The sequence below is a fragment of the Nitrogeniibacter mangrovi genome, from assembly GCF_010983895.1.
Taxonomy (GTDB): Bacteria; Pseudomonadota; Gammaproteobacteria; order Burkholderiales; family Rhodocyclaceae; genus Nitrogeniibacter; species Nitrogeniibacter mangrovi.
In genome coordinates, this window is record NZ_CP048836.1 from 2,927,207 (window position 1) to 2,947,608 (window position 20,402).

19 protein-coding genes and 2 tRNA genes are annotated in these 20,402 nt (G+C 66.1%); 2 read left to right on the forward strand and 19 right to left on the reverse strand.

Annotated elements, in window-relative coordinates; genetic code table 11:
* Positions 1 to 84 precede the first annotated feature (84 nt).
* Together rlmB and rnr are read right to left on the reverse strand one after the other, a co-directional pair.
* Positions 85 to 837, reverse strand: a complete 753-nt coding sequence (gene rlmB, locus G3580_RS13600; protein WP_173766350.1) for a 23S rRNA (guanosine(2251)-2'-O)-methyltransferase RlmB — start codon at positions 835 to 837, stop codon at positions 85 to 87.
* Positions 830 to 2,947, reverse strand: a complete 2,118-nt coding sequence (gene rnr, locus G3580_RS13605) for a ribonuclease R (RefSeq protein ID WP_407671033.1) — start codon at positions 2,945 to 2,947, stop codon at positions 830 to 832. The genes rlmB and rnr overlap by 8 nt, the downstream gene beginning before the upstream one ends.
* 335 nt (positions 2,948 to 3,282) lie before the next feature.
* Here rnr and G3580_RS13610 point away from each other — a divergent pair.
* Together G3580_RS13610 and G3580_RS13615 are read left to right on the forward strand one after the other, a co-directional pair.
* Positions 3,283 to 3,369: transfer RNA gene (locus G3580_RS13610), tRNA-Leu, on the forward strand.
* A gap of 116 nt (positions 3,370 to 3,485) precedes the next feature.
* Positions 3,486 to 3,572: transfer RNA gene (locus tag G3580_RS13615), tRNA-Leu, on the forward strand.
* A 114-nt stretch (positions 3,573 to 3,686) separates the two neighbouring features.
* On the opposite strand, the gene G3580_RS13620 is transcribed toward G3580_RS13615, so the two are convergent.
* The 17 genes from G3580_RS13620 to G3580_RS13700 form a co-directional block, all read right to left on the reverse strand.
* Positions 3,687 to 4,997 (reverse strand): adenylosuccinate synthase, encoded by a 1,311-nt coding sequence (locus tag G3580_RS13620; RefSeq protein WP_173766352.1) that lies wholly within the window; start codon positions 4,995 to 4,997, stop codon positions 3,687 to 3,689.
* Between the two features lie 7 nt (positions 4,998 to 5,004).
* Positions 5,005 to 6,159 (reverse strand): ATP phosphoribosyltransferase regulatory subunit, encoded by a 1,155-nt coding sequence (locus G3580_RS13625; protein ID WP_173766354.1) that lies wholly within the window; start codon positions 6,157 to 6,159, stop codon positions 5,005 to 5,007.
* An 8-nt stretch (positions 6,160 to 6,167) separates the two neighbouring features.
* A complete protein-coding gene (locus G3580_RS13630; RefSeq protein ID WP_173766356.1) occupies positions 6,168 to 6,356 on the reverse strand; it encodes a DUF2065 domain-containing protein in 189 nt (62 codons plus the stop codon).
* The gene (hflC, locus tag G3580_RS13635) at positions 6,353 to 7,243 is read right to left on the reverse strand and encodes a protease modulator HflC (protein ID WP_173766358.1); all 891 of its coding nucleotides are present in this window, start codon (positions 7,241 to 7,243) and stop codon (positions 6,353 to 6,355) included. Before hflC ends, G3580_RS13630 begins: the two co-directional genes overlap by 4 nt.
* A complete protein-coding gene (gene hflK / locus G3580_RS13640; protein ID WP_173766360.1) occupies positions 7,244 to 8,491 on the reverse strand; it encodes an FtsH protease activity modulator HflK in 1,248 nt (415 codons plus the stop codon).
* A gap of 11 nt (positions 8,492 to 8,502) precedes the next feature.
* Positions 8,503 to 9,657, reverse strand: a complete 1,155-nt coding sequence (gene hflX, locus G3580_RS13645; protein WP_173766362.1) for a ribosome rescue GTPase HflX — start codon at positions 9,655 to 9,657, stop codon at positions 8,503 to 8,505.
* 41 nt (positions 9,658 to 9,698) lie between these two features.
* Complete coding sequence (hfq, locus tag G3580_RS13650) at positions 9,699 to 9,947, reverse strand: RNA chaperone Hfq (RefSeq protein ID WP_173766364.1); 249 nt, start codon at positions 9,945 to 9,947, stop codon at positions 9,699 to 9,701.
* 89 nt (positions 9,948 to 10,036) lie between these two features.
* Entirely contained in the window at positions 10,037 to 11,365 is a 1,329-nt protein-coding gene (der, locus tag G3580_RS13655; RefSeq protein ID WP_173766366.1) for a ribosome biogenesis GTPase Der, read from the reverse strand.
* A gap of 15 nt (positions 11,366 to 11,380) precedes the next feature.
* Positions 11,381 to 12,529, reverse strand: coding sequence for an outer membrane protein assembly factor BamB (gene bamB, locus G3580_RS13660; RefSeq protein WP_173766368.1), 1,149 nt, complete (start codon positions 12,527 to 12,529; stop codon positions 11,381 to 11,383).
* A complete protein-coding gene (locus G3580_RS13665; protein ID WP_173766370.1) occupies positions 12,526 to 13,179 on the reverse strand; it encodes a YfgM family protein in 654 nt (217 codons plus the stop codon). Before G3580_RS13665 ends, bamB begins: the two co-directional genes overlap by 4 nt.
* Positions 13,166 to 14,461 carry a histidine--tRNA ligase gene (gene hisS, locus G3580_RS13670; RefSeq protein WP_173766372.1) on the reverse strand — a complete coding sequence of 432 codons (1,296 nt, stop codon included), beginning with the start codon at positions 14,459 to 14,461 and terminating at the stop codon, positions 13,166 to 13,168. Before hisS ends, G3580_RS13665 begins: the two co-directional genes overlap by 14 nt.
* A 29-nt stretch (positions 14,462 to 14,490) precedes the next feature.
* Positions 14,491 to 15,735 (reverse strand): flavodoxin-dependent (E)-4-hydroxy-3-methylbut-2-enyl-diphosphate synthase, encoded by a 1,245-nt coding sequence (gene ispG, locus G3580_RS13675; protein ID WP_173766374.1) that lies wholly within the window; start codon positions 15,733 to 15,735, stop codon positions 14,491 to 14,493.
* 5 nt (positions 15,736 to 15,740) lie between these two features.
* Complete coding sequence (locus G3580_RS13680; RefSeq protein ID WP_228720671.1) at positions 15,741 to 16,754, reverse strand: RodZ domain-containing protein; 1,014 nt, start codon at positions 16,752 to 16,754, stop codon at positions 15,741 to 15,743.
* Complete coding sequence (gene pilW / locus G3580_RS13685; RefSeq protein WP_173766376.1) at positions 16,751 to 17,560, reverse strand: type IV pilus biogenesis/stability protein PilW; 810 nt, start codon at positions 17,558 to 17,560, stop codon at positions 16,751 to 16,753. Before pilW ends, G3580_RS13680 begins: the two co-directional genes overlap by 4 nt.
* A complete protein-coding gene (rlmN, locus tag G3580_RS13690; RefSeq protein ID WP_173766378.1) occupies positions 17,557 to 18,654 on the reverse strand; it encodes a 23S rRNA (adenine(2503)-C(2))-methyltransferase RlmN in 1,098 nt (365 codons plus the stop codon). Before rlmN ends, pilW begins: the two co-directional genes overlap by 4 nt.
* A 76-nt stretch (positions 18,655 to 18,730) precedes the next feature.
* Positions 18,731 to 19,156, reverse strand: a complete 426-nt coding sequence (gene ndk / locus G3580_RS13695; RefSeq protein WP_173766380.1) for a nucleoside-diphosphate kinase — start codon at positions 19,154 to 19,156, stop codon at positions 18,731 to 18,733.
* Positions 19,157 to 19,309: 153 nt separating this feature from the next.
* Positions 19,310 to 20,311, reverse strand: coding sequence for a TRAP transporter substrate-binding protein (locus G3580_RS13700; protein ID WP_173766382.1), 1,002 nt, complete (start codon positions 20,309 to 20,311; stop codon positions 19,310 to 19,312).
* Positions 20,312 to 20,402: the final 91 nt, after the last annotated feature.

Below are 20,402 nucleotides of genomic sequence, written 5' to 3' on the forward strand. Positions count from 1 at the left end.
CGCTGGAGCGCCATTCTTACGTTGACGTTAACGTAATGCAACCGCGCGGATCAATGCGTTGCCCGCACAAGACCGCCCTGGGGGTTACCGGCGTCGCTGCCGGCAGGCCTCGAACAGGCAGATGCCGGTGGCGACCGAAACGTTGAGGCTGTCGACCGATCCATGCATGGGAATCTTGGCGAGCACGTCGCAGGTGTCGCGGGTCAGGCGCCGCAGGCCGCTGCCCTCCGCGCCCAGCACCCAGGCCACCGGGCCGGTCTGATCGACCTCGTAGAGCGATTGCTCCGCCTCGCCGGCCGCACCGACGATCCAGATGCCGGCCTCCTGCATCTGGCGCATGGCCCGGGCCAGATTGGTGACGGTCACGTAGGGCACCGTGTCCGCGGCGCCGCTGGCCACCTTGATGGCGGTGGCATTGAGGCTCGCGGAGCGGTCCTTGGGCGCGATCACCGCCTGGGCGCCAGCGGCATCGGCCACGCGCAGGCAGGCGCCCAGGTTGTGCGGATCGGTCACCCCATCGAGCACCAGCAGCAGCGCCGGCCCGTCGAGGGTCTCGAGCACGTCCTCGAGCTTGAGCACCTTGTGCTGGGCATCGACACGCGCGACCACGCCCTGGTGGCGCGCGCCGCCGGCCATGCCGTCCAGGCGCGCCGCATCGGTGGGCATCACCCGCACGCCGAGCGATTCGGCCAGGGCGACCAGATCCCGCGAGCGGGCGTCCTGGCGGCCCTCGGCGACATGGAGCTCGTGAATCGACTCGGCATCGTTGCGCAGCCGCGACTGGATCGCGTGAAACCCGAAGATGAAGCGCGTCTCGCGCCCGGAAGCCTTAGCCACGTGCCCTGCCCTTTCGTCTGCCCCGGGCCGGCGCGGAGGCCTGGTCGGCGTCACGCACCAGCCGGAAATCGATCTTGGTGGTTTCCAGGTCGACCCGCATCAGCTGCACGGTGATGCGATCGGACAGGCGGAACCGCTGCCCGGTGCGCTCGCCATACAGCTCGTGACGCGACTCGTCGTACTGGAAGTAGTCTTCACCGAGCTCGGAGATGTGCAGCAGCCCTTCGACGAACACGTCGTCGAGCGCGATGAAGAGGCCGAAGGGTACCACCGAGGAGACGCTGCCGGTGAAGACCTCGCCGATGCGATCCTGCATGTAGAAGCACTTGAGCCAGGCCTCGACGTCGCGGGTCGCGTCATCGGCGCGCCGCTCGGTCTGGGAGCATGCCAGGCCGATGGCCTCCCAGTCGCCCGGGGTGTACTTCTTGCCCTGCAGCACCGCCTTGATCGAGCGGTGGATGAGCAGGTCCGGATAGCGCCGGATCGGCGATGTGAAGTGGGTGTAGGACTCGTAGGCCAGGCCGAAGTGGCCCACGTTGTCCGGGCTGTAGATGGCCTGGCGCAGGGAGCGCAGCATGACCGTCTGCAGCAGCTGTTCGTCGGGCCGGCCCTTCACCTTGTCCAGCAGTTTGGCGTAGTCGGAGGCATGGGGGTCGTCCCCGCCGCCCAGCTGCAGGCCGAACTCGCCCATGAAGCTGCGCAGCTGCTTGAGCTTCTCCACCGACGGGCCTTCATGGACACGGTACAGGGCCGCATGCCGGTGCTTGGCGAGGAATTCCGACGCACACACGTTGGCCGCCAGCATGCACTCCTCGATGATGCGATGGGCGTCGTTGCGCGACTCCGGCACGATGCGCTCGATCTTGCCCTCGTCGTTGAAGATCATGCGCGTCTCGGTGGTCTCGAAGTCGATCGCACCGCGCTTGGCGCGCGCCTTGAGCAGCACCCGGAACAGCTTGTCGAGGTTCTTCAGATCGCCGAGCCGCTCGCCGACGACGGCCAGCGCTTCCGGATCCTTGTCGAACACGGCGGCGGCGACCTGGTTGTAGGTCAGGCGCGCATGGGAGTACATCACCGCCGGGTAGAAACGATACTGCTTGATCGCCCCGGTCGGCCCGATGGCCATGTCGCAGACCATGCACAGGCGGTCCACCTGCGGATTGAGCGAGCACAGCCCGTTGGAGAGCTTCTCCGGCAGCATCGGGATCACCCGGCGCGGGAAATACACCGAGTTACCGCGCTCGCGCGCTTCGTGATCCAGCGCGGAGCCGGGCTCGACGTAATGGGACACGTCGGCGATCGCCACCACCAGGCGGTAGCCACGGCCCTCGCGGGCGCAATACACCGCGTCGTCGAAATCCTTGGCGGTCTCGCCGTCGATGGTCACCAGCGGCAGGTGGCGGATGTCCTCCCGACCGGCCATATCCTTCTTGCGCACCCTGTCGGGCAGCTTGCGGGTCTGCGCCTTGGCCTCAGCCGAGAATTCATGCGGCAGCTCGTGCTTGCGCAGCGCGATCTCCACTTCCATGCCCGGATCGGCGTACTGGCCCAGCACCTCGACCACCTTGCCGATGGGGGCGGTGTAGCGGCTCGGTTGCTCCACCAGCTCGACGACGACCACGTCGCCGGTCTTGACCTTCTTGCTGCGCCCCGGCGCGAGCAGGATGTCGCGGGCGATGCGCTTGTTCTCCGGCGCCACGATAAGCACCCCGTGCTCTTCGATCACGCGCCCGACGATGCGCGAATTGCCACGCTCGAGCACCTCGACGATCTGCCCTTCGGGGCGACCGCGGCGATCCACGCCGGAGATGCGCACCATGGCGCGGTCGCCATGGAGCACATCGCGCATCTGCCGCGGGCCGAGGAAGACATCCTCGTCCCCCTCGTCCGGAATCAGGAAACCATAGCCGTCCGGATGACCCTCCACCCGGCCTTTGATCAGCGCCACCTTGTCGGGAATGATGTAGGCGTCGCGCCGGTTGCGCATCAGGTCGCCGTCGCGCTCCATGGCCCGCAGACGACGCTCGAAGAACGGCATCTCGGGCTCGCGGATGTCCAGCGCCCGCGCAAGGTGCTCCATGGTCATGGGGCGCCCCTGCTCGGTCAGCATCTGGACCACGTACTCGCGGCTCGGCAGGGGGTTGTCGTAGCGCTCGCACTCGCGCGCATAGAACGGATCGGCGCGCCGGATGGCGCTGGGTTTGCGCCCCCGCCCCCCGCTTGGGCGGCGGAGTCGGTCGTTCGGTTAGCCGCCGCGCCGCGCGAGCGGGCCGGTGCGGCACCGGCCGAGGCTTTGCCCGTCGCGCCGGACGCGGACGGTTTCTTCGCCGGCTTGGTTACCGCCTGCTTCTTGGCCGGTTTGGCCGTGGTCTTCTGGGTTGTTTTCTTTTTGCTTGCTTGATTCATTGACAATCTTCTTGGAGTCGATATAATGCGCGCCTTCTCGCCCAGGTGGCGGAATTGGTAGACGCGCTAGCTTCAGGTGCTAGTGTACGTAAGTACGTGGAGGTTCGAGTCCTCTCCTGGGCACCAGATTCCGCAAAAGGCCGGTCAGTTCGCTGCCCGGCCTTTTTCGTTTCCGGCTGGCCCCTCCCTGGAGCAAACTTTCGTTTGCATTGAAAAAAATTACCGCTATAATTCGGCCTCTTGCCCAGATGGCGGAATTGGTAGACGCGCTAGCTTCAGGTGCTAGTGTACGTAAGTACGTGGAGGTTCGAGTCCTCTTCTGGGCACCAGATTCCGAGAGCCGATCATTCGATCGGCTCTTTTGCGTTGACCGGCCGTCGCAAGAACGGTCGGCGCTCCTCGAGCACAGAGAACGACGCCCCGGCTGAGCGGGGCGTTTTGCGTTATTTGAACGGATGGCGAAGAACAATGGTTTCGTCGCGGTCCGGCCCGGTCGAGATCATGTCCACCGGCACCGCACACACTTCTTCGATCCGCTTCAGATATCGGCGCGCGGCCTCGGGCAGATCCTCGTGGCGCTTGACACCCACGGTGCTCTCCTGCCAACCCGGCAGGCTTTCGTACACCGGGATGCAACGCTCGGTTTCCTCCGCGCCCACCGGCAGGATGTCGCACAGCTTGCCATCGAGCTCGTAGCCGGTGCACAGCTTGACCTCTTCGACACCGTCGAGCACGTCGAGCTTGGTGACGCACAGACCGGACACACCGTTGATCTGGATCGAACGCTTGAGTGCAGCAGCGTCGAACCAGCCACAGCGGCGAGCCCGCCCGGTGGTGGCGCCGAACTCGTTGCCCTTGGTGGCCAGGTGCTTGCCGATCGGGTCGAGCTTGCTTTCCGCGTCGTACAGTTCGGTCGGGAACGGGCCGGAGCCCACGCGGGTGGTGTAGGCCTTGGTGATCCCCAGGACGTAATGCAGCATGCTCGGGCCGACACCGGCGCCGGGCGCCGCCGCGCCGGCGGTGCAGTTGCTCGAGGTGACGAACGGATAGGTGCCGTGGTCGATGTCGAGCAGCGTGCCCTGCGCCCCTTCGAACAGCAGATTGGCGCCATCGCGGTGAGCCTCGTAGAGGGCGCGCGGCACGTCCGCCACCAGCTGCTCCAGGCGCGGCGCCATCCCCAGGGCCTCGTCGAGGGTCTTCTGGAAATCGACGGCTTCGACCTGGTAGTACTGGGTCAGCATGAAGTTGTAGTAGTCGAGCAGTTCGGCCAGCTGTTCGGCGAAGCGCTTCGGGCGCAGCAGGTCCTGCACGCGCAGCGCGCGCCGTGCCACCTTGTCCTCATAGGCGGGGCCGATACCACGGCCGGTGGTGCCGATCTTCTTGGCACCACGGGCGGCCTCGCGCGCCAGGTCCATGGCCTTGTGGTACGGCAGGATCAGCGGGCAGGCCTCGGAAATGCGCAGGCGCTCGGTCACGTTCACGCCGGCGGCCTCGAGCTTGTCGATTTCGGCCAGCAGCGCTTCGGGCGAGAGCACGACGCCGTTGCCGATGTAGCAGGCCACGCCCTCGCGCAGGATGCCCGACGGGATCAGGTGCAGGACCGTCTTCTGGTTGCCGATGACCAGCGTGTGGCCGGCGTTGTGGCCCCCCTGAAAGCGAACCACGCCCTGGGCGTGATCGGTCAGCCAGTCGACGATCTTGCCCTTGCCTTCGTCGCCCCACTGGGTTCCGATAACGATTACGTTCTTTGCCATTTGCTGCTTATTCTCCCACGAGCGGCACGACCGTCCATCGGTCGCCCTGCCTGACAAGCTGGCGGTCACATCCCGCCTCGCGCCACGTGCCGTCATGGCCCGGCAGCGCCTCCATTACGATTTCTCCGCGCCCCCGCAAATCGGCGACGGCGGCCGCCAGGTCGGACGATGCGTCCGCCGGCGCAAGGATGGCCCCGGGCAGATCCGAGGCCGGCAAGCCGCGCACCAGCTCGCGCAGATCGAGACTGAACCCGGTCGCCGGGCGGCCGCGGCCGAAGGCCTGGCCGACCGCGTCGTAGCGCCCGCCCAGGGCCAGCGCCCCGGCCGCATTGCCGCCATAGGCGGCAAAAACGACCCCACTGTGATAGTGATAGCCGCGCAAATCCGCCAGGTCGACACTGATCGGCAGCCCCGGCAAGGCCTGGGCGATCGCCTCGAGCGCATCGAGCGCGGCGCGCACCTCGGGCCAATCGGGCAGACTGGTACGTGCCGCGGCGAGCACCTCGACACCGCCATACAGGCGCGGCAGCGCCATGAGCGCGCTGCGGACGGGCTCTTCACAGTCGCCGAGCATCTCGTTCAGGCCCGGCACATCCTTGGCCTGGAGCAGGTCGAAGATCGCGCGCTCCGCCTCGTCGTCCAGCCCGGCGCGGGCCATGAGGGCGCGGAACAGGCCCACGTGGCTCAGGTCGATCCGGGAGGTCGGCACCTGGGCGATGCGCAGCACTTCGTTGAGCAGGCGGATGACCTCGATGTCGGCCTCGATACCGGCATGACCATAGATCTCTGCGCCCAGCTGCATCGGCTCGCGCGACGCCGTCAGCGTCGCCGGCATGGTGTGGGCCACCGCGCCGCAGTAGCACAGCCGGGTCACGCCGCGGCGATTGAGCAGATGGGCGTCGATCCGGGCGACCTGGGGCGTCATGTCGGCGCGCACCCCGAGGGTGCGCCCCGAGAGCTGATCGACCGACTTGAAGGTCCGCAGCCGCAGATCCTGGCCGGCACCGGTCAGAAGCGATTCGAGATATTCGACCAGCGGTGGCACCACCATCTGGTAACCGTGCGCGCGAAAGGCGTCGAGCAGCTGCCGACGCAAGTGTTCGAGCTTGTCCGCTTCGGGCGGAAGGACATCCTGAAAGTATTCGGGCAGAACCCAGCGCATGAGATTGATCAGTGACTAAGAATGAACAGCAGGATGAGCCCGACGAGCATCGAACTCAATCCAATGAATCGGATCTGGCCGTCGGCCATCCGCACCAGGCGGGCGAAGGTTTCGCGCCACATGGACGGGGCGACAAACGGCAAAATGCCCTCGATGATCAACATGAGGGCAAGGGCCGTGAGCAGCGTCGACTTCATTCAGGCCTGGGCTTGCCGACCGAGCCGCCCTGGCGAAGGTACTTGAAGAAGTCGCTGTCCGGCTCGACCACCAACAGATCGCCCTTGTCGGCGAAGGTTTCGCGATAGGCCTGCAGGCTGCGGTAAAAACTGTAGAACTCCGCATCCTTGCCGAAGGCATCCGCGTAGATCTTGGCCGCCTTGGCATCGCCCTCGCCCTTGACCTCCTGGGCGCCACGATAGGCTTCGGCCACGATGATCTCGCGCTGGCGATCGGCGTCGGCGCGGATCTTTTCCGCCTCGGCCGCACCTTCCGAGCGCAGCTCGTTGGCCACACGCTTGCGCTCCGCCTCCATGCGGCGATAGACCGATTCGGACACCTCGGTGGGCAGATCGACGCGCTTGAGCCGCACGTCGACGATTGCGACGCCGATCTTGCGGGCATCGGTATCGGCCTTCACGCGCATGCGCTCCATGATGTCGTCGCGCTGGCCCGAGACCACCTCGTGCACCGTGCGCTTGCCGAACTCCTCGCGCAGGCCGGCATTGACGGTCTGCTCGATCCGGGTGCGGGCGCGCGCCTCGCTGCCCCCGACCGAGACGAAGTACAGCTCGGGATCGGCCACACGCCATTTCACGAACAGGTCCACCAGCACGTTCTTTTTCTCGGAGGTGATGAAACGCTCCGGCTCGGGGGTGTCGAGGGTGAGAATGCGGCGCTCGAAGTAGGTCACGTTCTGGATCAGCGGGATCTTGAAATTCAGACCCGGCGCCTTGATGACCCGCTTGATTTCACCGAATTGCCGGACGATGGCGAACTGTCGCTTGTCCACCGTGAACATCGACATCGACACGACGGCCAGAACGAAAAGCATGAGGCCAACGAAAATGGGGGTGCGATCGCGCATTTATCGGCCTCCCTTGTCACGGGAACTGCGCAGGAAGTCCCGGCTGCGGTAGTCATCCGGATTCGCTCCGCGCGACGCTGTCGCATCGCTGCTCTGGGATGACCCCGTCGCCGGATGTGTCGCCGAGGAGACGGAGGACGCGTGCCCGCCAGCGGCCTGGATCAGCTTGTCGAGCGGCATGAACAGCAGGTTGCCGTTACGCTGGGTGTCGACCAGCACCTTGGTGGTATTGGTATAGATGTCCTGCATGGCGTCCAGATACATGCGCTCACGGGTCACTTTCGGCGCCTTCCGGTATTCGGCAAGCACCTGCGTGAAGCGGCTGGCCTCACCTTCGGCATTGGCCACCACCCGGGCTGCATAGGCGTCCGCCTCCTGCGTCAGTCGGGACGCGGTACCTCGCGCCTTCGGAATGACGTCGTTGGCGTAGGCCTGACCCTCGTTCTTCTGACGCGCCTTGTCCTGTCCGGCCTTGACGGCATCGTCGAAGGCGGCCTGAACCTGTTCGGGCGGCTGCGCGTTGCGCATGGTCAGCTGGCTGATCTCGATGCCGGTCTTGTAGCGGTCGAGAATGGACTGCATGAGATCCTTGGCACGTTGCGCCACTTCCTCACGCCCTTCGTAGAGGACGAAGTTCATGCGGCTGCGCCCGACCACCTCGCGCATGGCGGTCTCGGCGGCCTGCTTGACCGCCTCATCGGGCGTCCGGTTGTTGAACAGGTATTCCTCGGGGCTCTTGACCACCCACTGCGCGGCAAACTGGATGTCGACGATGTTCTCGTCGTCGGTCAGCATGAGCGCCTCGCGCAGGACCTTGTTGCGTTCGGCGTTGCGATAGCCGACCTCGACCGTACGCACGCCGGCCACATCCACCAGCTCGTGGGTCTCGATCGGATACGGCATGCGCCACTGCAGGCCCGGCTCGGTGGTCTCGGCATATTCGCCGAAACGCAGCACCACGCCACGCTGATTGGCATCGACGATGTAGAAACCGCTGGCCGCCCAGACCGCGAGGACCAGCACGACAAGGACGCCAATGCCGCCGGAGAACTGTTTCGGGCTCAGGTTCGGCATGCCCGGACCCCCCTGACCGCCGTCACCGTTGCCACCGCCGCGACGCCCGAACAGGCCGCCCAACCGCCGGTTGACATCGCGCCACAGGTCATCGAGGTCGGGAGGACCGTCTTTCGGACCGTCCCGGTCCGGGTCGTTCCCCTGGTTGCCCCAGCGAGGATCATTATGCGACATGAATCTTTCCGTCAGGAATGGAGTGGATCGTAGGTGGAGGCTGTCGAGGCGGAATCGCCGCCGTCAATCCGGTCGTGGAACGCCTGCGCCGCCTCGGCCAGAGCCGATCGCAACAGATCGAGCCCTTCGCCCGTCCTGGCGCTCACAAAAACGCGGCCGATTCTATCACAGGCATCCCGGTCCGCCTGCGCCGCCAGACGCGTCTTGTCGATCTTGTTCCACACCAGGATCTGGGGCACATCCCCGGCCCCGATCTCGGCGAGCACCTCGTTGACCGCGTCGACCTGCGCATCGCGATCTTCGCTGCCCGAATCGACGACGTGTATCAACAGATCGGCCGCAACCGTTTCCTCCAGCGTTGCATGGAATGCCGCGACCAGCGAGTGCGGCAAATCCCGGATGAATCCGACCGTATCGGAGAGCACAATGTTCCCGGCCTCCCCCAGATAGAGGCGCCGCGAGGTGGTATCCAGGGTGGCGAAGAGCTGATTGGCGGCGTAAGCGTCCGCCTTGGTCAATGCGTTGAACAGGGTGGACTTGCCAGCGTTGGTGTAGCCGACGATGGAGACCGACAGCACGTCACGACGCGCGCGGGCACGCCGGCGCACCCGGCGCTGGTTCTCGAGCTTGGCCAGCTTGCCGCGTAGCGTCTTGACCCGTTCGCCGAGCAGACGCCGGTCGGTCTCGAGCTGGGTCTCGCCGGGGCCGCGCAGGCCGATACCGCCCTTCTGCCGCTCCAGGTGAGTCCAGCCTCGCACCAGACGGGTGGACAGGTGCTCCAGTTGAGCCAGCTCCACCTGCAGCTTGCCCTCATGACTCTTGGCGCGCAGCGCGAAGATGTCGAGGATCAGCGAGGTCCGGTCGATGACACGGCATTCGAGCAGGCGCTCGAGGTTACGCTGCTGGCCGGGCGCGAGCTCGTGGTTGAAGATCACCAGATCCGCCTCATTGGCGCGGAGGGCATCGCCCAGTTCCTGCGCCTTGCCCTTGCCGATGTACAGGGCCGGATCCGGCGCGCGACGCTTGCCACGCACCACCGCCTCGACACTCGCGCCGGCGCTACCGGCGAGCAGGATCAGCTCGCTCAGGCGCTCTTCGAGCGCATCCTGACCGAAATCGACCTGCACCAGGACCGCCCGCTCGCCAGACTGGGGGCGGTCAAACACGCGCCATGTCTCCCGTCATGAACGCAAACGGTCGACGGGGCTCAGTTACCGTTTTCACCAGCCTCCTGTTGCTGCTGGAAATTGACCGGCCGTGCGGGCACGACGGTGGAAATGGCGTGCTTGTACACCATCTGGGTCACCGTGTTCTTGAGCAGCACGACATACTGATCGAAGGACTCGATCTGTCCCTGGAGCTTGATGCCGTTGACGAGGTAGATCGACACGGGCACGTGCTCGCGTCGCAGTGCGTTCAGGAATGGATCTTGTAGTAGTTGGCCTTTGTTGCTCATGTTTCGCCTCTATCGTTATGTTTTCGTAATTTATCGGATTTCGCACTGCAACACCAACGGCGGTGCAACCCGATCTCCCCCGTTTGATCTCAGTCCTTGTCTGCGAACGGGTTGCTCGTCGACCGGAATTGTATCCGCAATGGCGTGCCCTGCAGCCTGAACGCGTCCATGAACGTCCGCGACAGGTATCGCGTGTAACTATCGGGCACCTTGTCCAGCCCGGTGCCGTGGATCACGATCACCGGCGGGTTGCTGCCGCCCTGGTGAGCGTAGCGCATCTTGGGCCGGAAGCCACCGCTGCGTGGCGGCGCCTGCTTGGTGACGGCTTCCTGCAGGGTTCGGGTCAGGCGCGGCGTGGACAGCTTCGCCATGGCCGCGGCGTAGGCGCCGTCCACCGACCGGAGCAACCCGCCGATCCCCTGTGACTTGAGCGCCGAAATATAGTGCGTGCGCGCAAAACCGAGGAAGTGCAACTTGTGCGCCAAGGCGTCCTTGAGGCGTTCGCGTCGGTACTCGTCCACCGTGTCCCACTTGTTGATCGCCACCACCAGGGCACGACCGGCGTCGAGCACGAACCCGGCGATGTGGGCGTCCTGGTCGGAGATGTCCTGGCTGGCATCGAGCACGAGGACCACGACGTTCGCTTCCTCGACCGCCTTGAGGGTCTTGATGACGGAGAACTTCTCGACCGCCTCGAACACCTTGCCTCGCCGCCTCAGGCCGGCGGTATCGATGAGCGCATACTGCTTACCGTTGCGCTCGAAGGGCACGGTGATCGCGTCGCGGGTGGTGCCGGGCATGTCGAAGGCGATCAGGCGCTCTTCACCCAGCAGCGTATTGATGAGGGTGGACTTGCCCACATTGGGGCGCCCGACGATGGCCACGCGCGGACCGTGATCGGTCGCCTCGTCCTCGGGGCCCTCGGGCGGCAAGGTGTCGAAGATTTCGTCGAGCAGCGGCCGTACGCCATCGCCGTGTGCGGCGGAGATCACGAGCGGATCGCCGAGACCGAGCGCATGAAACTCGGCGCCCGCCATGGCGCGATTCATGCCCTCGCCCTTGTTGACCACCAGGAATACCGGCCGGTCCGCCCGCCGCAGGCGCGTGGCGATCTGCTCGTCGTGCGGCGTCAGGCCAGCCCGACCATCGACCAGGAACAGCAGCACGTCGGCTTCGGCGATCGCCTGTTCGGCCTGCCGCGCCATCTCGTGCATGATGCCGTCCTTGGCCACCGGGTCGAAGCCGGCGGTATCCACCACCAGATAGTCGCGATCGCCCATGCGACCAATGCCGTAGTGACGGTCGCGGGTCAGGCCTGGCTGGTCGGCGACCAGCGCGTCACGACTGCGCGTGAGACGATTGAAGAGGGTCGACTTGCCGACATTCGGACGGCCGACAAGGACGATCGTAGGTTTCACTTAAGGCCAATCCGCTCAGTGCAGGTCGAAAAGAGACACCCGACCATCACGCGTCTGCACCAGCACGCCGTCGTGAAGCGCCTGCGGCGCCGTCAGGATCGGGCTGCCATCGGTCTTGACGCGGCCGATGAAGGCGCCCGTGGAATGGTCGAGCACGTGCAGATAGCCTTCGGCGTCGCCGACGACGATGCCCGCCTCGGTGACCAGCGGGGCACTCAACTGGCGCAGGCCGAGCTGACCCTGGCGCCACATGCTGGCGCCGTTGAAGGCGTCGAGTGCGGAGACGGCACCGGCGGCTTCGGAGACATACACCTGGCGCGCATCACGGTCGATACCGACACTGGTCGAGATCGGCCGGCTCCAGATGGTCTTGCCGTTGGTGATGTCGAAGCAGGACACACGGCCCTGGAAGGTCGCCGCACACAGATTCTGACGATAGAGCACGGGCACGCCGGTCACGTCGGCAATGCGCTCGATCTCGGTGGTGCCTTCCGGATAGGCGACCGTCAGTTCCCAGATGAGCCCACCGTTGGTGAGATTGAGGGCCGCAATCTTGCCGCCCGGGAAGCCGGTCACCGCCACGTTCTGGTCGATGAGCATGCCGGGCTGGCTGCGCAGGGTCAGCGGCGGGGTATTGCGCTTGTACGTCCACTTGACTTCGCCAGAGGTCTTGTCGAGCGCGAACAGGCGGTTGTCCGACGTGCGAACCACCACCACATCTCGCCCGACGGCCGGCGCGGCGAGCACTTCGGCGTTGATGGCCGCACGCCAGCGCTCGGCACCATCGTTGCCGTCCAGCGCGATCACCTCGCCCTTGGCATTGGCCACCACCGCCAGCGACGGGTCGGCACCAACGCCGGCGGTCAGCCCGCCCTTGAGGTCGGTGCGCCAGCGCACCTGGCCACCGTCGCCCAGACGCACGACCTCGCCACCGGCCCCGGCAGCGACCACTTCGCCGTCCACGACGGCCGGCGAGAACCGGTAGATGCCGGCATCACCGACGCTGGCGGACCAGCGCGGGATCAGGGTGACGCTGGCCTGGATATCCGTCAGCGGCGTCATCTTGGGGCCGGAGCTGGAGAACGGGTTCAGCGACGAACACGCCGTCAGGGTCAGAGCGGCCACCAGTGGCAGCGCACGCAAGAATCGAGTCGACTGCTTCACTGGGCACCTCCGGACAGGGCATCGCGCTTGAGGCGGATGATCTCGGCGCTGCGGTCGCCCGCCACCGGATTGGCATTGACCTGCGCCAGCGCCTTGTCGTACGCGGCCTTGGCCTCGTCGATCTTGCCGGCGGCGGTCAGGGCGTCGCCCCGCAGATCGTAGTAGCGCACCAGCAAGGTCTCGGACGGCGCTTTGTCGAGCACGGCCAGCGCGCCTTGCGCATCGCCACCGTTGAGGCGCACCGCGGCCAGGCGCAGACGCGCGATGTCGCGCATGATCGCCAGGTCGGCATGGTCGATGACCCACTGCAATGGCAGGACGGCGTTTTCGGTATCGCCCGCATCCGCTTGCAGTTTGGCCGAGAGCATGGCAGCCAGCGTGGCGTAGGCGGTACCAGAGTATTTCTCCAGGATCTGCCCGGTGGCCTGGCGCGCGGCGGCCGGATCCTGCTGAGCGGCAGCCTTTTCCACCATGGCGTAGAGCGCGGCAGCCTGCGCCGACTCCTTGCGCTGATACCACTTCCAGCCCTGCCAGCCGACCGAGGCCACGGCAATCGCCACGATCACGCCCGTGATCAGGTTGCCCCACTGCGCCCACCAGGCTTTCAGTTCGTCCAGTTGTTCCTGTTCTTCGAGGTCATACACTGCCATCGTCGTCTTCCACGGCAAAAAGGAGATCGGCCAACACATCGGCCAGGGCATCGGCCGCAACACGCTGTTGCTCACCGCCGTCGCGCAGGGGCTTGAGCGTCACCTCGCCCGCCTGCGCCTCGTCGTCACCGATGATCACGGCGCACGCGGCGCCCGAGGCATCGGCTTTCTTCATCTGGGCCTTGAAGCTGCCGCCCCCGCAGTGGAGGATGGCCGAGAACCCCTGGGTACGCAGGCCTTCGGCAACGCCGAAGGCCATGCGGTCGGCCAACTCGCCCTGATGCACCACATACACGTCCGGCACCTCGCGCTCGGCCTCGCCACCGCTGGCCTGCCAGAGCGCCAGCAGGCGCTCGACGCCCATGGCGAAGCCGGCGGCCGGCGCCGGTTTGCCGCCGAGCTGCTCGATCAGTCCGTCGTAGCGCCCACCCGCACACACCGTGCCCTGGGCGCCGAGCTGATCGGTCACCCATTCGAAGACGGTGCGGTTGTAGTAATCGAGGCCACGCACCAGACGCGGATTGATGCGATAGGGCACCCCGGCATCCTTGAGAATCTGCTGCACGCCGTCGAAGTGGGCACGGGAATCTTCGCCCAGGAAGGCGTCCAGGCGCGGCGCGGCTTCCACCAGCGCCTGCATGTCGGGGTTCTTGGTGTCGAGGATCCGCAGCGGATTGGTGTACAGGCGTCGGCTCGCATCTTCGTCGAGTTGATCCTTGCGGGCTTCGAAGTACTCGATGAGCGAGGCCCGATGCGCCGCGCGCTCTTCGGCCGAACCCAGCGAGTTCAGCTCGAGGCGGACGTCCTCCAATCCGAGATCGTCCCACAGGCGCGCGCACATGAGGATCAGCTCGGCATCGATGTCCGGCCCGTCGAAGCCAAGCGCCTCGGCGCCGATCTGGTGGAACTGGCGGTAGCGCCCTTTCTGCGGGCGCTCGTGGCGGAACATCGGCCCGTGGTAGTACAGGCGCTTCGGCCCCGAATGCAACAGGCTGTGCTGCATGACGGCGCGCACGCAGGAGGCGGTGCATTCCGGGCGCAGGGTCAGGTGCTCGCCGTTGAGCGCGTCCTCGAAGGAGTACATCTCCTTCTCGACGATATCGGTCACCTCGCCGATGGCGCGCTTGAACAGCGGCGTCGGCTCGACGATGGGGGTGCGGATCGGGCGGTAACCGTAGCTCTTGAGCCAGTCGCGGATCAGCGACTCGAACTGCTCCCAGGTCTCGGCCTCGTCCAGGAAAATGTCGTTCATGCCGCGCACGGCACGCAAACTTCGACTCATGCGTCTGTCTTTCTTCTGATGTGAGCGGGTCAGCCCGCTTTTCGCTTGTACTTGGTGGCCACGTAGTCGTCCACGATGGCCTGGAATTCGGCGGCGATGTTGTCGCCGCGCAGGGTGAGGCGCTTCTCGCCGTCCACATAGACCGGCGCCGCCGGGCTCTCGCCGGTGCCCGGCAGGGAGATGCCGATGTCGGCATGCTTGCTCTCGCCCGGTCCATTGACCACGCAGCCCATCACCGCCAGCGTCATGTTCTCGACACCGTCGTACTGCTCGCGCCAGCGCGGCATCTGCTCGCGCACATGATTCTGGATCCGCGAGGCGAGCTCCTGGAAGAAGGTCGAGGTCGTGCGCCCACAGCCCGGGCACGCCGTCACCATCGGCGTGAACGCCCGCAACCCCATGGTCTGGAGGATTTCCTGCGCCACCACCACTTCCTGGGTGCGACTGCCGTTCGGCTCCGGCGTCAGCGAGATGCGGATGGTGTCGCCGATGCCTTCCTGAAGGAGAACCGCCAGCGCCGCGGTGGACGCGACGATGCCCTTGGACCCCATGCCGGCCTCGGTCAGCCCCAGATGCAACGGGTAGTCACAGCGGCGCGCCAGATCGCGATACACCGCGATCAGGTCCTGCACGCTGGAGACCTTGGCCGACAGGATGATCTTGTCGCCCGCCAGGCCCACCGCCTCGGCCTGGGCCGCCGATTCGAGCGCCGAGGTGACCAGGGCCTCGCGCATGACCGCGCCGGCGTCGAGCGGCTCCGCACGACGGGCGTTCTCGTCCATCACCCGGGCCATCACGCTCTGGTCGAGGCTGCCCCAGTTCACGCCGATGCGCACCGGCGTGTCGTACTTGCAGGCGATCTCGACGATGGAGGCGAACTGAGTGTCACGTTTGACCCCCGCCCCGACGTTGCCCGGGTTGATGCGCAGCTTGGCAAGCACGCGAGCGCATTCGGGAAATTCGGTCAGCAGGCGATGGCCGTTGTAGTGGAAGTCGCCCACCAGCGGCACGTGCACGCCCATCCGCTCCAGTTGCTCCTGGATCCGGGGCACGGCACGCGCGGCGTCCTCGTTGTTCACCGTGATCCGCACCATCTCCGAACCGGCCCGCGCCAGCTCGGCCACCTGGATGGCGGTCGCGATGTGGTCGGCGGTGTCGGTGTTCGTCATCGACTGCACCACCACCGGCGCCCCGGATCCGACGATCACCTCGCCGACCCGTACCTGACGGGTCGGGCGCCTCGATGCGGCGCAGCCCGAAATATCCATGCTCATCAGGCTCACTCCAGCGTCAACCGGGCCACGCTGACCTTGGTGTGCGGCGCCAGGTCGACCGGCTTGCCCTTGTACTCCAGCGTCACCTCCCGGGCGTTGCCGATCACCAGCTTGAAGGGCGGCTCACCCTGCACCTCCTGAACGGAGCCCGCCCGATTGGTGCGCGAGAAGATGATCTTGTCAGAGGCATCGCGGACCTCCACCCAGGAATCGGCCTTGAAGTGGAACACCAGGCGCGGTGAGACCTCGGCTGCGGGCTCAGGCGCCGCAGACGCAGTCGCCTCGGGCGCCGGGGTTTCGGTGGTGACGGACTCGGTCGATGTCGGCGGCGGATTGTCCGCCGCGCCCGCCGCGTCCGTGCCGCTTGGCGTGGGGGCGTTCTCGGGCACCGGCGCACCGCTGGGCGTCGGTGTCGGCGCGGCACCCTCGACGCCACCGGCCGCATCCGCCGTAGCCGGCTCGGTGGGGGCGTCATCCGGAATCACCACCGGCGCCTCGTCGACGGCCGGCGGCACCGGCGTGACCGCTGCCGGCGCCACGGGTGTCTCGATCGCCGCCGGGGTATCGGTCAGTTCCCGCGGCTGGGCGAACCAGTCGAAGTACCAACCGGCAATCACGGCGCCGAGCAACAGGAGGGCCAGCAGCGCCACCGGCAGCGCCAGCGGGCGTAGCCCCCCGTCACCGGCCGGCATGGTGCCTTCGGCATTGCACACCGGTGCCAGCTCGGGCGAACCGACGCCTTCGGTCTGTGACAACGACTGAATCAACGGCTCCGGGTCCAGCCCGAGCAGACGGGCATAATTGCGCAGGAAGCCACGCGCAAACGCCGCGCCCGGCAGCAGATCGAAACGCTCGGTCTCGAGCGCCTCGACCTGACGCTGGGTCAGCTTCAGCGCCTGGGCGACGTCGGCCACGGTATGGCCATGGGCTTCACGGGTCGAACGCAGGATGTCACCCGCGCCCATGCCTTGAGCGCCCGCAACCTGCTCCACGTGCGTGGTGCCGATCGATTCGCTCACTCGTAATTTCCTTCAATCAGTTTCTGGTACTGCGGCGAGGTCGGGAACCGGCTCTTGAGCTGACTTACGTAACTCGCCTCCGCGTCACGGTCGCCCCGCATGTGCTCGACCCGCACGCCGAGCCAGAGGGATTCCGGGCTGGCCTGACCACGCTGATGCGCGGTGTTCAGGTAAGCGTGGGCCGCCTCGTAGTTCTTGCGCCGATACGCGATCGCGGCCAGGTTCAACAAGGCCTGCATGTTGTCCGGGTCGGCCTGCACGGCACGGCGAAAATAGGTTTCCGCTTCGGCATCCTTGCCCTGCATTGCCAGACACAGGCCGCTGTTGGTGAGCGGCCGCGTGGTCGCCGTGTAATAGGGGTTGCGCGCCGCCATGTCGAGCCGCTGCAGGCCCGCATCGTACTGTTTCTGCACGCACAGGAACCAGCCGTAGCTGTTGTTGATGTCCGGGTCGCCCGGGGCCAGTTGGGCCGCACGTTCGAAATTGACCCGGGCATTGGCCACATCATCCAGCGCCATGAGCACCAGCGCCTTGAGATGATGGGCCGGGGCATAGGAGTCATCGTCCGCCAGGGCGGTATCCGCCTCGTCGAGCGCGGTCCCGAAGCGGCCTGAAGTGTAATACGCGGTCCCCAGGTCGACATGGGCCTTGGCCCGCTTCTGCGCCTCGCTGGTCACCGGGCGGTCGGCGGCGGGGCGTTGGAATTCGGCCGACGATGACGACGACGGTTGCACCGGATTGCTGGTGCACCCTGCCAGGGCCAGGGCCAGCGCAACGACGAGGACAGGAACGTTCCGTGATCTCATGGGCGAAGGGGGCTCGCGGGTTGGATGATCTGGGTGCGACGGGTCTTGTCGAGCACCTGGCCGGCGAGCTGTCCGCAGGCGGCGTCGACATCGTCGCCGCGGGTCTTGCGGGTGGTGGCGACGAGACCGGCGTCCTGCAGGATACCGGCAAAACGGCGAATGCGCTCCGCCGGGGTACGGCGATACGGCGAATTCGGAAACGGGTTGAACGGGATCAGGTTGTACTTGCACGGCACGTCGCGCGCGATCGCCACCAGTTCCCGCGCATGGGCGTCGGCGTCGTTCACCCCGTCGAGCATCACGTACTCGAAGGTGATGAAGTCGCGCGGCGCGGCCGTCAGATAGCGCTGACAGGCCGCCAGCAATTCGCGCAGCGGATATTTCCGGTTGATCGGCACCAATTCGTCGCGCAGCGCATCATTGGGCGCGTGCAACGACACCGCCAGCGCCACCGGGCAGGCCTCGCGCAGCCGGTCCATGGCCGGCACGACGCCCGAGGTGGACACGGTCACCCGCCGGCGCGACAGCCCGTAGGCGTGGTCGTCGAGCATCAGCCTCAAGGCGGTGATGACATTGTCCAGGTTCGCCAGCGGCTCACCCATGCCCATCATCACCACATTGCTGATGACACGGTCACCGTCGGCGGTGGCGCCGAGCAGGCGGTTGGCCAGCCACAACTGGCCGATGATCTCACCGGCCGTGAGGTTGCGGTTGAAGCCCTGCTTGCCGGTGGAGCAGAACGAACAGTCGAGCGCGCAGCCGGCCTGCGAGGAGATGCACAGGGTGCCGCGGTTCGCCTCCGGGATGAAGACGCTCTCGACCGCGTTGCCGTTGCCCACGTCGAGCAGCCACTTGCGTGTGCCGTCCGCGGACACCGAATCGCGGATCGCCGCCGGCGCAGCCACATGGGCCGTGTCGGCCAGCATCGCCCGCAGCTTCTTGGCCACGTCGGTCATCTGCTCGAAATCGCTCACGCCCGAGCGATGCACCCAGCGCACGACCTGCTTGGCGCGGAACGGCTTCTCGCCGCGCGCGACCAGCCAGTCGACGAGCCCGTCGACATCGAAATCCAGCAGATTGACCTTGTGACTCATGATGTTCCTGCTCCTCGCCGGAAATGGAATCGGCCCGACGACCGGGCCGACCCTTCAAGCGGGGACGCCAGCCGGATCAACGGCTATAGACGTTCATGCCCGGGAAGAAGAAGGCCACTTCCACGGCGGCCGTTTCCGGCGCGTCGGACCCATGGACCGCGTTGGCGTCGATGGATTCGGCGAAATCGGCGCGGATCGTGCCCGGCGCGGCTTCCTTCGGGTTGGTGGCGCCCATCAGCTCACGGTTCTTGGCGATGGCACCCTCGCCCTCGAGCGCCTGGATCATCACCGGGCCGGAGGTCATGAAGGCGACCAGATCCTTGAAGAAGGGACGCTCCTTGTGCACCGCGTAGAACTGGCCGGCTTCCTGCTCGGACAGATGCACCATCTTGGCCGCGATGACCTTCAGGCCCGCGTCTTCGAAACGCTGGTAGATCTTGCCGATCACGTTCTTGGCGACGGCGTCGGGCTTGATGATGGACAGGGTGCGTTCAATTGCCATGATGGGATTGCTCCAAAACGTCTTAAGTGGTTCAACAAAAAGAATAACGTGACATTCTAGCAACAAACGTGAACATCTCCCATCACCGGGACCGTCAAAATCCCCCGCCGAACGCACCACCAGGGCGTAACAGGACGTAAGCGCGACCGGCGGTCACGAGCCGTCCGGGTCGAAGCCGGTTTCCTTGTAGATGGATTCGATCAGATCCTTGCCGATCCAGGGCGCCATTTCCGCGTGCACCGGCAGCAAGGCGCGCTTGAAGGCGGCGCGCTCCGCGGGCGTGGGCACGTGGATCTCGGTGGTTCCGGCCGCACGCACCGCCTCGAGCGCCTTCTCGTTCTCCACCTTGGCGATGCGGTTGGTGTACTCGGTCGCTTCGCGCATGGCGCGCTCGAGCGCGCTGCGCACATCGCCGGGCAGGCCGTCCCAGAACTTGGCGTTGGTGATCACCGCGTAGCCCAGGTAGCCGTGATCGGTGAGGATCATGTACTTCTGCACCTCGTTCATGTGCTGGGTGTAGAAGTTCGAGTGCGGGTTCTCGGTGCCGTCGACCACATGGGCGGCCAGGGCCTGGTACACCTCGGAGAAGGCCGTGACCCGCGGCAAGGCGCCGAGCGCGCGCATCTGCGCATCGAGCACCTTGGAGGACTGGATGCGCATGGTCAGGCCCTTGAAATCGGCCGGCGTGCGCAGCGGCACGTTGGCCGAGAAGGACTTGAAGCCGTTGTCCCAGAAGGCCAGCCCCTTGATGCCCCGCGGCTCGAGCTGCTCGAGCATGCGCTTGCCCAGCGGCCCCTGGGTCACCTTGTGCAGCTCGGCATAGCTGTCGAAGATGTAGGGCAGGTCGAAGACCTCGAAGGCACGCACGCCCAGCGGCCCGAACTTGGCCAGCGACGGGGCGATGAATTCCACCGCGCCGAGCTGGAGCGCCTCCATCTCTTCCTTGTCCTTGTACAGGGTGCTGTTGGGGTAGACCTCCACCCGCACCTGTCCGTGGGTATATTCCGCGGCCAGCTCGGCGAATTTCTGCGCCCCGAGCCCCTTCGGGGTGTTCGGCGCCACCACGTGGCTGAACTTGACCACCATCGGCTCGGCGGCACCGGCCGTCAGGCTCGCACCCAGCAACAGGGCCGCGAGCAGGACGCGAAATCTCATCGCGCTGTCTCCTCCTTGTGTATTGAGATGATCCGTCATTCCGTCCGCCGGCCAAAGCGGGCATCATTCGGAGCACGATCCACCCGTGGCA

What these genes read in the sequence shown, in the direction of transcription:
- rnr (WP_407671033.1), bottom strand. Translation starts at nt 2,947, where the DNA reads ATGCTGACCGAGCAGGGGCGCCCCATGACCATGGAGCACCTTGCGCGG.
- G3580_RS13620 (WP_173766352.1), bottom strand. Translation starts at nt 4,997, where the DNA reads ATGGCAAAGAACGTAATCGTTATCGGAACCCAGTGGGGCGACGAAGGC.
- G3580_RS13625 (WP_173766354.1), bottom strand. Translation starts at nt 6,159, where the DNA reads ATGCGCTGGGTTCTGCCCGAATACTTTCAGGATGTCCTTCCGCCCGAA.
- G3580_RS13630 (WP_173766356.1), bottom strand. Translation starts at nt 6,356, where the DNA reads ATGAAGTCGACGCTGCTCACGGCCCTTGCCCTCATGTTGATCATCGAG.
- hflC (WP_173766358.1), bottom strand. Translation starts at nt 7,243, where the DNA reads ATGCGCGATCGCACCCCCATTTTCGTTGGCCTCATGCTTTTCGTTCTG.
- hflK (WP_173766360.1), bottom strand. Translation starts at nt 8,491, where the DNA reads ATGTCGCATAATGATCCTCGCTGGGGCAACCAGGGGAACGACCCGGAC.
- hfq (WP_173766364.1), bottom strand. Translation starts at nt 9,947, where the DNA reads ATGAGCAACAAAGGCCAACTACTACAAGATCCATTCCTGAACGCACTG.
- G3580_RS13665 (WP_173766370.1), bottom strand. Translation starts at nt 13,179, where the DNA reads ATGGCAGTGTATGACCTCGAAGAACAGGAACAACTGGACGAACTGAAA.
- hisS (WP_173766372.1), bottom strand. Translation starts at nt 14,461, where the DNA reads ATGAGTCGAAGTTTGCGTGCCGTGCGCGGCATGAACGACATTTTCCTG.
- ispG (WP_173766374.1), bottom strand. Translation starts at nt 15,735, where the DNA reads ATGAGCATGGATATTTCGGGCTGCGCCGCATCGAGGCGCCCGACCCGT.
- pilW (WP_173766376.1), bottom strand. Translation starts at nt 17,560, where the DNA reads ATGAGATCACGGAACGTTCCTGTCCTCGTCGTTGCGCTGGCCCTGGCC.
- rlmN (WP_173766378.1), bottom strand. Translation starts at nt 18,654, where the DNA reads ATGAGTCACAAGGTCAATCTGCTGGATTTCGATGTCGACGGGCTCGTC.
- ndk (WP_173766380.1), bottom strand. Translation starts at nt 19,156, where the DNA reads ATGGCAATTGAACGCACCCTGTCCATCATCAAGCCCGACGCCGTCGCC.
- G3580_RS13700 (WP_173766382.1), bottom strand. Translation starts at nt 20,311, where the DNA reads ATGAGATTTCGCGTCCTGCTCGCGGCCCTGTTGCTGGGTGCGAGCCTG.